Raw genomic sequence first — 11,993 nt, forward strand, 5'->3', positions numbered from 1 at the left:
CTCAGTCGGATTATCACAGACACAAGAGCACTCCTTTAGGAAGCTCCCGCTGGAGCTTCCTAATTCCGCCAAATTACAACCTGCTTGCTACGATTGAAACCAAGTTAAAATATTTGCCACCCTCGGCCTCCAGCATTTTAATGTCCTTTCGAGAGTACTCAGCATAATCATTATCACTCGAAAGCCAATCTTGCCAGGCCTCTGTAAAACATTGCAACTCTTTGCATTCTTTTATGCTGACTAAAGCAGACCGCTTCCATAAATCAGACCACCAATCGCATGAATGAAAATGCATATCATCAACCCAATACGGCAATAGTTCTGTGGGAATTCCATTGGTGAATTCCTTCTTTAACCCAGGAACCGCGACCGCTATTTGTCCTCCTTTTTTTACAAGTGGCGCAAAATGCTTTGTTAAATAATCTTCGTCAAATCCAAAGTAGTGATAGGCGTCTACACTTACGGCAATATCAAAAAATTCCTGGGCAAACGGTAAGTTGTGCGCTTCCGCATGGATTGGTATGACTCTGTCTTCCAGCCCCATCGCTTTAATTCTCTCATAATTATCTGTCGCACTAATCCAAAGATCAGTGGCAAATACAGTTACGTCATATTCATTGGCTAAAAATATCGAAGTTAATCCTCGACCGCAACCAAGGTCAAGAACTCTCATCCCTTTTTCCAGCCTTAATGCTGCCGCTAATTCCTCGATGATTTTCATTGAGTTTGGTCCCATCATATTTTCTTTAACAAAAGCGGCCTGATATTTATTACTTTTTATAAACATTATGTTTACCACCTTATCATTTTTAAATTTTCATCCCAATAAAAAAATGCCGTAAACGGACGATGATCCGCCTACGGCATAGCTAACACGGGTTACATAGTAACCGATCAAATATAGGCAATGATTCATCCTTGGGTGTGTCCTTTAATTTATGTCAACCCAAATAGTCCTTGGCAAGCCAGGACTTTAGCTGACAAATCAGGACACTAAACCATATCAAATTGGTTATCCAAGGAATCGAACAAACATCCAAAAACTCCCTTTCGGCTACTAATACCAGTATAGCCTGTGTACTAATCATTATCAAGATCTTGACGTAATAATTCACGCCTCACCACATGCTTTCAAAGCAGGATTCAAGTAACAAAAACCTCGCCAGATGGCTACTTTCCTTTCTTTTTCGGTTTCGGCAATGGCGTGACCGGCTCAAGAATTGCAATCACTCTCCTGCTGAGTTTTGCATTATTGATGTCCAGCACATAGTGCTCCTTTGCCCCATCATAAGGAAGTCTTGTTTTTCGGTTTTCCAACAGACTCTCTGCTGAAAATGCTACTGTCGGCCATGATGGACTTCATCAGAAAATGATCAGGCCGCCACAGGGACTCGGTATTTTTGAATTTACAGTCGCCAATCACAAGGCTGCCAGCTTTGACTCTATCAACGACAGTCTCGATTGCCGAACGCAAAATCCATGCCACAATCAATATCTCGCTCAGATGTTTGCGACGGTCTGCCGTAAACGCCAGCTGCCCGCTTTTTGCTGTTCGTCCCACAGCTTTTTATATAAGCCGTCCGCCGCCAATAGCTCGCTGTGTGTTCCGGCCTGTTGCACATGGCCTTCGTTCAGCACGATAATCTGGTCGGCGTTCTGCACGCTGCGCAGCCGGTGAGCAATGACAATCACCGTCTTGTTTTGCACGAGAGCATCGATAGCCTGCTGGATCAGCACCTCGTTTTCCGGGTCCAGCGACGCGGTGGCTTCATCCAGCAGCACGATGGGCGCGTTCTTGAGCAGCGCCCGGGCGATACTGATGCGCTGCTTCTCCCCGCCGGACAGGGTGCTGCCGCCTTCGCCCACCATGGTATCGTAGCCGTTAGGCAGGGCGTTGATGAAGTCATGGCAGGCGGCCAGTTTGGCAGCCTGGATCACTTCCTCCCGGGTGGCGCCCTCCCTGCCCATACGGATGTTGGCCTCGATGGTGTCGTGAAAAAGGTACACATCCTGGAAAACCATACTCACATCGCTCAGCACATCGTCCGGAGAAAGGCACGTAACCGGCACCCCGCCGATGGTGATGCTGCCTGAGCCGGCGTCCCAAAACCGCGCAATCAGCCGGGTGATGGTGCTTTTGCCGCTGCCGGAAGGGCCGACCAAGGCGGTGAGGCTGTGTTGCGGGATATCAAGAGAAATATTGTGCAGGACTTCTTTATTACCATAACCAAAGCTGACATTCTTAAAGCAGATAGCAGCGCCGGAGGGCTTCCCGGCGCCCTCCGCATAAGGCAAGGGCGTTTCGCTCATCACCTCATTGATGCGGTCGGTACAGTGGTTCAGCCGGGTGATGTTCACCAGCATCATCATAAAACTCATGATGGGGTTATACAGGTTCAGCGCCAGCAGCAAAAACACCACAAGGGTGAGCGGGGCAAGGCTGCCGTTCAACATCAACCAGACGCCAAAGCCCATCACCACGGCGGTGCCGGCGTTCAACACCGCCCGGGCCAGCATGCCGACCGGCGCGCTGGCCTTTTCCATGGCGATGCTCCTTTGGCGCAAAGCATCGCAGGAGGCCCGCAGGCTGCGGTACATCTCATCCGTCTGGTTGAAGGCCTTCAAGGTCTGGATGCCGCCCACATACTCCAAAATGCGGGCAGTGTTGTCCTGCTGTGCATTCAGCAGATCGGTGTTTTTGCGGTTTAGCCGCCGGTAGGCGACCACCGCAAAGGGAATGGACAGTGGAATGACCACAAGAGTGGCCAGTGTCATCCGCCAGTCGAACACGGTGAGCACGATAAGGGCCATACTCATCCGGGCGGCGATTACCGCTACTTTGGGCATCAGGGTGTCGTTATTGCTTTCCACCGTCTCATAATCCCGCAGCAGAACCGTAGTCAAATCGCCCGCGTCCCGCCGGTTGTAAAATCCCATGGGCAGGCGGCGCAGCTGCTCGCCCATAGCCATACGGGCTTTACGCACCACCTCGGCAAAGCCGGCACAGGAAATCATATAGCTTTTGCGGGCCACAAAGTAGTAAATGACAGCCTGAACAGCCAAAGCGCCGCATAAAATCAATAGGCCCGTTGTAGGGATGGGCGCACCCGGAATAATGATGGGACGAAACAGCAGGAACACCGCAATAACCATAATGGCGTAGGGAATGGCCGAAACATAATTGTCCAAGAACATCCACAGGCATAGCTTTGCCGAGTGGCCGGGGTGGCCCAGCGTGATTTTTTGGAACCAGGCTTTGAATCTACGCATGACAGGCCGCCTCCTTTCGCAGGGTTTTCCGAATGCGCCAAGTGTCCCGCCGTTCGTTGGCGTCCACCATCCGGCGGTAGGCGGCGCTGCTTGCCAGCAGGCTTCCGTGGGTTCCGGATGCCATGAGGCGGCCATTGTCCAGCACCAAAATCTGGTCGGCATTTTCGATGGTTTTCAGCCGGTGGGCAATAATGAGCACGGTTTTGCCCTCGGCAAGTTTCGCAAAGGCTTCCTGAATCAGGCTTTCATTCTCGGCGTCGGCGTAGGCGGTGGCTTCATCCAACAGGATGATGGGCGGTTTTTTGAGGAACACCCGGGCGATGGCGATGCGCTGTTTTTCCCCGCCGGAAAGATAGGCGTTGTCCTCTCCAATGACGGTATCGTACCCCATTGGCAAGGCCATGATAACATCGTGGATGGCCGCTGCCTTGGCTGCCGCCTCCACCTCGGCCCGGGTGGCCTCCGAGTTGCCCATGCGGATATTGCCCTCCACCGTATCACGGAACAGCACAGAGTCCTGAAACACATAGCCTACGTTCTCCATCAGCTTTCCGGGGGCGATGTCCTTGATATCCACCCCGCCGATGGTAATGCGGCCGGCCTGAGGCTCGTAAAAGCGCAGCAGTAATTGCGCCACGGTAGATTTGCCGCCTCCCGACGGCCCTACAAGGCCGGTGATGGTATTCTGGCGCAAAGCAAAGCTGATGTCATTCACTGCCATAAGGCCGTCCTCGTTATAGGAAAACTGCACATGATCAAAGGTGATATCGCAGCTTTGCGGCAACACAGAGCTGGTTGGGGCAGCTATTTCTTTTTCAGCCAATATTTTGTCGATGCGGGCCACGCCGATGGCAATGTTTTTTGTGGAGAGAGCCAAGGCCATCATATTTTCCAGCGGTTCCTTGAGGCCCGCGCCCACTAGGAAAAACAGCAGCAACAAAGGCAAAAAGTCGGTGTACGAGCTTGCATTCAGTCCGATAAGCAGGCCTGCCGGTAAAATGAGCAGCAGTTGCGCTCCCATAGCGGCAAAATACACCCCCATGCGGGGCGCGAAGAAATAGGCGGCCCGCTTCACAGCAGCGGAGAAATCGTCGATGCTTTTGCCCAGGCGCCCAAAGGCCGACAGCGTGCGGTTGAATACTTTGATCACCGGCATGCCGTGCACATACTCCACGATGGTGCCGTTCATGGCTTCTCTGGTTTCGTGCATATCCAGCTGCGTTTTTGCGCCTTTGGGGTTTTTCAGGCCGGCAGACAGGACCACGATGCAGATGACAAGGGGGAAAATGGTGCACAGGGCCAGCCGCCAGTCCATGATAAACAGGTAGGCCAGGGTGAAAACAGGCAGGGCAATGGCGGAGACTGTATCGGCGATGTTGTGGGCGATGAACTCTTCTATCTGCTCCACATCGTCCTGCACCACTTTTTTCAGTGCCCCTTGCGTGGTGCCGGTAAAATATCCCGCTGGTAATCGGGATAGCTTTTCCATCAGCTGCACCCGCAGTTCGTACAGGATGTTATAGGCGGCCCGGTGGGAAAGGCTGCTGCTGGCAAAGCCGAAACCCCCGTAGGCCACAGCCGCAACGGCGGTGGTTCCTACCAGCCAAAGTACGGTAGACATGGGAATGGCCGATAAATTGTGGTAGTGCAGCACGATTTGCCGCAGCAGGCCGTAGATCGTGAAAAAAGGTACCAGACGGGCCGCCGCGGCCAGCACACTCAGCGCGCAGGCTCCGGTGAGCTGCCCCTTGCGGCTTCCAGCCAGCTCCATCAGGCGGAACAAGCCCGCTTTGGCTTTGGGTTCTTTATGTTTCATGCAATTTCTCCCCTTGACAATGGCTGACTCAAAGTTGGATGATAAAGTCCGCCGTCTTATTGATAAACTCGATATCATGGGTGACCACCACAATGGTTTGCCCCTTTGCCGCATTATGCCGCAGCAGCGTGGATATCCGGTGCATATTCATGGCGTCCAGCCCGCTGGTGGGTTCGTCCAGCAAAAGCAGCTGTTTACCTGAAAGCGCACTGATACCAACTAAAAGCCGCTGTTTTTGCCCACCCGAAAGAGAAAGCGGATGGGCATGCTTTTTTTGCAGCAGGTCCAGTTTGGCAAGTACCCCATATATTTTTTCGCTATTCTGCCCAGGCACATCAATCAGAAATTCCTTCTCCACCTGGTTTGAAAAAAGCTGGTTGTTTCCATTTTGCTCCAGCAAGAACGACTGCCTGATTCGTCCGCCTTTTGAAAGGGCCTTTCCGCCAAAGAAAATTTCTCCCGATGCGGGTTTGTGCAAGCCCGCGATAATGCGCAAAAGGGTAGTTTTGCCCCTGCCGTTTTCGCCCAGAATAGCCGTCACCTTTGCATTGGGTATTTTCAGGTTCAGGCCGTTGAAAATAGAGCTGCCCTTGTATACAAAGCAAAGGTTCTTTCCTTCGCAAAAAATACCGTCCTCTGTTGGCGAATCATAATTAAGTTGCAGCATTGGCGCCTCAAAAGAACGCAGGCCCATGCGCAGCAGTGTTTCCTCCCCCAGCGCCAAAATCTCCGCGCGGGTAAAAGCGGTGTGTAGCTCACCGTCGACCATATAGATGGCCCGGTCAAAGCTCTCCTTTACATAGTGAAAGCGATGTTCCGACAGAATGATGGTGACGCCCAGACCTTTCAGTTCTGTCAGGATTTCCCCCAGTTTCAGGATGCTTGCCGGGTCCAAATTGGCAGAAGGTTCGTCCAGCACCAGCACCTCGGGCGAAAGCATGCACACCGACGCGACGGCAATTTTTTGTTTCTCGCCCGCCGACATGGTGAACAGGCTTTTTTCATACAGACCTTCCAGCTGTAACAGCCGGTTCAGCTCAGCCAGCTTTTCCAGAATCAAGCCCGGCGGCAGGGCGCGCTGCTCTGCCCCCAACACAATTTCATCATGGCCTTTGGTGGTAAAAAACTGGGTCTCCGGGTCCTGAAAAACGCTGCCGATCCGCAGGGATTTTTCCCTGATGGGCAGGCTGGTCATATTTTCACCGCCGAAGGTGTATTTCCCCGCCAGCTTTCCGGGGTAAAACTCGGGGCACAGCCCGTTCAAAACACGGGTCAAGGCGGTTTTTCCGCAGCCGCTGCCACCACACAGCAGCACAAATTCCCCTTTTTGTATTTCCAGGTTGATGTTTTGCAGAGTGGCCTTTTTCTGTCCCTCATACCAAAACGATATGCCTTCCAGCTTCATAAATACCTCCAAAGCAGCAGTGCGCCATAAAACCAGAGCAACACCGCAAACGCCGCGTAATCCCTCGCCTTAGCCCCCAAATCCCGCACACAGGTTGCGGTGCCGCCCATCCCCACGCCTCTTGTGGCGAGGGCCGCGGCCAGGTCGTCGGCTATGCGCGAAAGGCGCGATAAAAAGGGCAACAGGTAGTATTGGCTGCTTCTTGCCGGATGCAGCAGGATGCTCTGCAACCGGAAGCCGTCGCCTCGGAACAAGGAGGCCCGGCGCATGGCTACAAAGGTTTCGCCAAGGGCCGGAATGAACCGAAACAGGCTGGCAATGCCAATGGCGACAGACTTGGGCAATTTTATGCGCAGCAGCACCGACATGAACTCGCCGCTGCTGATGCGTGAAAGGATATACACATAGCCCAGAACCGGAATCACCCTTTGCCCCAGTACTCCAACCAGGGTAAGCTCCATACCAAATAACGACGCAGGGTTTCGTATAACGATTTGCGCCCCGGAAAAAGCTAGAAGATAGAACACCAGAAATTGCCCACACAGCATAACAGCACGGTGAAAATGCCTTTCCAACAGCAGCGCCGTGGCGGAAAGTCCAAGCAAGCACAGAATTTCGCCCGTCTGGTAAAACAAGGGGAACGCCAAAACGTTAAGGCCAAACCCCAGCAGGATAATCCTTGCATCCAGCGTGGTTGACCGGCTTTTATTGGGCATTGTCCGCTGCGACTCCCGCCGGGATAAAGTATTTTTTCATTGCCTTTTTACCAAGCCAAAAGCCTGCTAAACCGCCGATAATGGTAACAGCCACGCCCGCCAGGTTCAGCGGAACGGACAACATGGTGGCGGCTGCATTATCGATGGCGATTTTTGCGGTTGTTTCATCCATGCCCGTCTTCAAGTAGGTGTTTAAAACAGCATCGCGGAACAGGCCAAACATGAAGATGTTTTTCAGCCCCACTGCCGACCACAGCAGGATATAAGGGATTACCTGGCGGCGTTGGGATTGATAGCCGCCCTTCAGCAGGACAAGCTCACAAATCAGCCCCGCCGCCAGCATAAATACAAATAAATGAAGGTTTCCCACTACCAAATAGAACAGGGCAAATAAAGCGTTTGTAGTGAACAGTGTTCCAGATGCCCTTGATTTAGCGATCATCAGCACATAAGCGGGCCCGCAAATAAGCGCGGTAACGCCTGCGTGTAATACAATACTCAGCTGCTGGTGGGCAAACACCGGCATAATACCGATCAGATAAATGACAAACATGGCAAGGCTCAATAAAATTGTGCTAAAAAATTGTTTCAGATTCATTTTTGTCATAGGAAACTCCTTTTGTTTTCAATGCGAGCTAGGGCCTGTCTTCAAACTGTCAAAACGGCCACTGACGGCGCTTTTTGCGCCATACTTCGTTAAAACTTCTTGAAATAAGAACCATTATTCCGGCGAAGTTTTGCCTTGTCTGGCACAAAAATCACTCGCCATTGACCATTCCGCTAGTTTGAAGACACACCCTAGCGAGTTGAATCTCTGTCGTTTAAAGCTGCATGGTCGCCGACAGCTTAACGGTGCGGGGGCCGCCTAAGGTGGCAAAGCTCTCGAAGCCGTACATAAGACCTTCCCAGTAATGTTTGTCAAACAGGTTTTCCACGCTGAGCCGGTAGGTGACCGGGGTCTTGTTAATCACGGTTTTGTACCGCGCGCCGATGTCATAGCGCACCCAGCTCGGCAGTTTGAGGGTATTCGCATTATCAATATATTGGGAACCGGTGTATACCGCCCGCAGCGACAGCGTTAAATCCTGATTCCACGGCGTGTCCCACTCCACGCCGGCATTCATCGTCCATCTGGGTACGCCGAACGGCGTGTTGCCGTTATTGGCGACGGTATTGGAGCGGACCAGTTCGCCAGCGGTATAGGCAATACCGCCCAACAGGCGGAGATGCTTCGCTACGTTGCCGAAGGTATTCCATTCAATACCGCGGTTTTTCTGTTGTCCGTCATAGGAATAGATAGACTTGGCAGACCCGGCGCTTGGAGTAGTCATATAGCTTGGCATTTCGACTTGGAAAAACGCCAGCGTATTGGCGAAATCGCCCTTGTCCCACTTCACGCCGAATTCATGCTGCTTGGTTTTATACGGCGCCAGCACTTCCCCCTCATTAGCATAAAGATTGGAAACTTGAACGCCCTCGGAAAGCGCCTCAATATAATTGGCATAGAGGGACACCGATTCTCCCCACGGTTTGACTACCAGGCCGACCATCGGCGTGTTGGCGTGAGCGTCGTAGACAGTTGTCGTTGCCGGTGCTCCCGTGGCGGTGGTATTGGCGTACGTATAGCTTGTGGTTTTTACATTTTGCCGCCGTACTCCCAGCGTTAACTGAACCTTGTCCTCGTCGAAGGAAAGCGTATCGGCCAGAAGATAGCTGGAAAGATCGGTGACTTTGGTCTTATTTCCCTTGCCCGGCTGCGCTATGCTGTTATAATAGGCGGCCAAAGAGACCGGATTATAAATGTCCGTTAGATAGTGACCGGTGCCCATGTTATAAGCCGCGGAATAGTCCTTGTCCAGGAAGTTTGCCCCCAAAACGACCTGATGCTTTACCGCACCGGTCTGGTAAACGCCGCGCAGTCCAAACTCGGAGGCAGTGGTGTCGGTCCAGAAGTATTGCTTAAAAACAGTCCGGGCAATAGCCGTGCCATCGGGCTGAACGCTCAGAATATGATTGCCGTTGACGTAGCCGGTTGCGTTGTCAGATAGTTTGCCGATGCCGGCATAGGCGATTACATTGTCCCGCAGGTCATATTCGCCTTTAAACAGGACCGCGTTATTCCGTATGGCGCCCGACGTCCCTTTGTACAGATTGGTCGAGCCGTCCGGCGCTTTCACATAGCCGTTGGTGGATAAGTAATACATGGAGATGAGGCCGTTGTCGAAATAGTCCTGCGAGCCGTAGGCATCCAGGGACAGCCGCCATTTGTCCTTGCGGTAATCCACTCCCAGGGCACCCACCAGACGTTCCCGGGACTGTCCGTCGGTTGCGGTGTCGCCGTCCGCGTACACCCCGTTGAAGCGGATGCCCCATTCCTTATTTTCGCCGAAGCGTCGACCAAGGTCGATATGGCCGCCCCAGTGGGACGAGGAGGTATAGCCGGTGGTGAAGTTGGTGATGTCCTCCTCCCCGGCGCGCTTGGGCACCAGGTTCACGGCGCCGCCCACCGAAGTGCTCACGCCGCCGTAGAGAAAGGAACTGGGCCCTTTGAGCACTTCCGCCCGTTCGAGAAATTCAACCGGAACACGATATTGGGGCGCCAAACCCTGCATGCCGTTAAAATAGAGATGTTCACGACTGACATCCAGACCACGGATTTTGTAGTATTCACCGGTCTGACCGGCAGGGGCGGTGAAGCGGACGGACGGGTCGTTGATGAGCACGTCGTACAGCGTGTCAGCCTGCTGGTCTGCCATCGTTTGGGCGGTATAACTGGTGACGTTGAAGGGCGTGTCCATGAAATCCTTGTTGCCCAGTACGCCGAGCTTGGCGCCGCGGGCCGCTTGGCCGCCGGCATAGGGCGGGGGCAGCATTTCCCGGCTGGCGGTCACTTCAATCTTTTCCAGGGGGAATTCACGCTGGCCGGCAGTTGTTGGCGCGGCAAAGGCCGCTTGGGTATCGGCCTGATCAGCAGTTGCGACCGTTTCCGCCGTATCCTCGGCATAGGTTATTGCCGGCGTGTGCCAGAACAGGCTGCTGCCGATCAGGGCGTAAAGCAGACGTTTTCTGGCAGGGGACAATTTTTTCTTCATGCTGTCGACTCCTTTACTGGTGAATTACATTGTCAAAGCTACTTTCAGCCAAGACCGTCAGGTCATTGCGCTGATAACCCTACGCAAAAGGAATTGGAATGCTTTTATAAATAATATTTTTTTGATTATGATAATTAATATCAATAGTAAAATAAAAAACCAGTATTCTATCAATGAGCAAATTTGATAACAGATTTTTACAATTCAGATTAACCTGATCCCTATGCAATGTAAGTGGTTAACATCTGATGTCCCCATACTTTTCGATGGTCCAGATGTGATTGGAACTGAGTTTGCTCAATTTTTTAAACTTTATTGATATTAATTATCATAATCAATGATAACTGTATTATAACAATAGGGGTTACTCTGCACAAGGAGTTTATTTGTGCTTTTTAGTTATGTCTTGACGCGACTAACTTTAGAATAGTATTATATATACAGGATTTATTACAAACATAGAGTCAAAACCATTCGTGCCAATAAGTGATAATATGGGGGATGTATGATTCAGATTAACACGATTGAAGACTATTTGCAGTTGTTTGAGGGGCCGGGCTGGGAAAAAACTCGCAGTGGCAATGGCTACAGCTGCCGGGCAGGTCCTGACATTGGAAAAGGCGGCGTTAAGATCTACGGGGATACCAAAAGATTCTATTACATCAAAACTGACTTTTGCTATGCTGCGGATCATGTGTGCCTTTTTTCGGTGGAGGAACCCTACATAGAAATCAGCAATAATTGGGAGGATGCCGTTACTTTGGACGGCACAGGCGTTAAAAACCTGATAGCTGGACGCGGGCTGAATTGCCATATCAATTTGGGGAATTTGAAAGTTTCCCATTTTTTTCCTGCCGGCACAAGATTCTGGAAGGAAGCGCTTGTGGTGAGAGAACAGTTTCTGCAGGAACAAATGCCCACGTTCATTGAAGAAAAGCTGTTTGATATGGCAGGGGCCATTCGCTCAGGTGGAATTGCCGACCCGAGAATTGCCGTGCTGTTCAAACAGCTTGGTGCATTTCCATTAAATGCCGGTTATGGGCAAGCCTATTTGGCGGGAAAGGTTTATGAGGCTATGGCCTTGCTGCAAGACAAAGCCAATCAAGTACAATGGGCCAAATCGACACTTTCCCCCGCCGAAGTCGACCGCCTAAAAAAAGCCATTTCCTTCATAAAGAAACATTATAACAAACCGCTGGTTATAGCAGACCTTACCCAACAGTTCGAACTGAACCGGAATAAACTGCAGATGGGTTTCCACGTGTTAACCGGATACACCGTGCATGAATGCCTTTTGAATATTCGCGTACAAGAGGCCATGACGCTTCTGGCTACCTCGGATGGAACAATCCCCGAGATTGCAAACAGTGTAGGCTTCAACAGCGCAAAGAGCCTATATGATGCTTTTTTCAAATTTTTAGGTATCCCGCCGAACTATTTGCGCAAAGCAATGCGCAAATAGATATGTATCCCATAAAAAACCTCCAGATGGATTCAACACCTGCAGTTGTTTTTTTGCCTTGCGCTGTAAATCCTTGTTTTATAAGGCCACTGAAGAAGTCCATTTGCTATTTAGCAGAGGGGCTTTTTTATATTTCTGGTATAATTATGTATAGAAGCAAGGGGTTGGATGGAAGGAAATGCTGAGAAATAATGGTCAAATGAAGCTGTCATTATAACCATATCGGAGGATT

Annotated in this window: 9 protein-coding genes; 1 reads left to right on the forward strand and 8 read right to left on the reverse strand. The window is 51.4% G+C overall.

Features of this window, described 5'->3' with window-relative positions:
• Positions 1–73: 73 nt before the first annotated feature.
• From BLR06_RS05330 to BLR06_RS05365, 8 genes are all read right to left on the reverse strand, one after another.
• Positions 74–787, reverse strand: coding sequence for an SAM-dependent methyltransferase (locus BLR06_RS05330; RefSeq protein ID WP_092069243.1), 714 nt, complete (start codon positions 785–787; stop codon positions 74–76).
• A 383-nt stretch (positions 788–1,170) separates the two neighbouring features.
• Positions 1,171–1,317 (reverse strand): hypothetical protein, encoded by a 147-nt coding sequence (locus BLR06_RS05335; protein ID WP_173812627.1) that lies wholly within the window; start codon positions 1,315–1,317, stop codon positions 1,171–1,173.
• Positions 1,318–1,500: 183 nt separating this feature from the next.
• On the reverse strand, positions 1,501–3,270 hold the full coding sequence (locus BLR06_RS05340; RefSeq protein WP_092069246.1) for an ABC transporter ATP-binding protein: 1,770 nt from the start codon (positions 3,268–3,270) through the stop codon (positions 1,501–1,503).
• On the reverse strand, positions 3,263–5,086 hold the full coding sequence (locus tag BLR06_RS05345) for an ABC transporter ATP-binding protein (RefSeq protein WP_092069250.1): 1,824 nt from the start codon (positions 5,084–5,086) through the stop codon (positions 3,263–3,265). The genes BLR06_RS05340 and BLR06_RS05345 overlap by 8 nt, the downstream gene beginning before the upstream one ends.
• A gap of 28 nt (positions 5,087–5,114) precedes the next feature.
• On the reverse strand, positions 5,115–6,491 hold the full coding sequence (locus tag BLR06_RS05350; RefSeq protein ID WP_092069253.1) for an ABC transporter ATP-binding protein: 1,377 nt from the start codon (positions 6,489–6,491) through the stop codon (positions 5,115–5,117).
• On the reverse strand, positions 6,488–7,207 hold the full coding sequence (locus BLR06_RS05355) for a CbiQ family ECF transporter T component (protein ID WP_092069256.1): 720 nt from the start codon (positions 7,205–7,207) through the stop codon (positions 6,488–6,490). The genes BLR06_RS05350 and BLR06_RS05355 overlap by 4 nt, the downstream gene beginning before the upstream one ends.
• Positions 7,197–7,814 (reverse strand): MptD family putative ECF transporter S component, encoded by a 618-nt coding sequence (locus tag BLR06_RS05360; RefSeq protein ID WP_092069259.1) that lies wholly within the window; start codon positions 7,812–7,814, stop codon positions 7,197–7,199. The genes BLR06_RS05355 and BLR06_RS05360 overlap by 11 nt, the downstream gene beginning before the upstream one ends.
• 214 nt (positions 7,815–8,028) lie before the next feature.
• A complete protein-coding gene (locus BLR06_RS05365) occupies positions 8,029–10,299 on the reverse strand; it encodes a TonB-dependent receptor (protein ID WP_092069262.1) in 2,271 nt (756 codons plus the stop codon).
• A 760-nt stretch (positions 10,300–11,059) separates the two neighbouring features.
• On the opposite strand from BLR06_RS05365, the gene BLR06_RS05375 reads away from it, so the two are divergent.
• Entirely contained in the window at positions 11,060–11,761 is a 702-nt protein-coding gene (locus tag BLR06_RS05375; protein ID WP_173812629.1) for a helix-turn-helix domain-containing protein, read from the forward strand.
• Positions 11,762–11,993 lie beyond the last annotated feature (232 nt).

Origin of the sequence: Dendrosporobacter quercicolus (genome assembly GCF_900104455.1) — a bacterium.
GTDB lineage: Bacteria > Bacillota > Negativicutes > DSM-1736 > Dendrosporobacteraceae > Dendrosporobacter > Dendrosporobacter quercicolus.

What these genes read in the sequence shown, in the direction of transcription:
- BLR06_RS05330 (WP_092069243.1), bottom strand. Translation starts at nt 787, where the DNA reads ATGTTTATAAAAAGTAATAAATATCAGGCCGCTTTTGTTAAAGAAAAT.
- BLR06_RS05340 (WP_092069246.1), bottom strand. Translation starts at nt 3,270, where the DNA reads ATGCGTAGATTCAAAGCCTGGTTCCAAAAAATCACGCTGGGCCACCCC.
- BLR06_RS05345 (WP_092069250.1), bottom strand. Translation starts at nt 5,086, where the DNA reads ATGAAACATAAAGAACCCAAAGCCAAAGCGGGCTTGTTCCGCCTGATG.
- BLR06_RS05350 (WP_092069253.1), bottom strand. Translation starts at nt 6,491, where the DNA reads ATGAAGCTGGAAGGCATATCGTTTTGGTATGAGGGACAGAAAAAGGCC.
- BLR06_RS05355 (WP_092069256.1), bottom strand. Translation starts at nt 7,207, where the DNA reads ATGCCCAATAAAAGCCGGTCAACCACGCTGGATGCAAGGATTATCCTG.
- BLR06_RS05360 (WP_092069259.1), bottom strand. Translation starts at nt 7,814, where the DNA reads ATGACAAAAATGAATCTGAAACAATTTTTTAGCACAATTTTATTGAGC.
- BLR06_RS05365 (WP_092069262.1), bottom strand. Translation starts at nt 10,299, where the DNA reads ATGAAGAAAAAATTGTCCCCTGCCAGAAAACGTCTGCTTTACGCCCTG.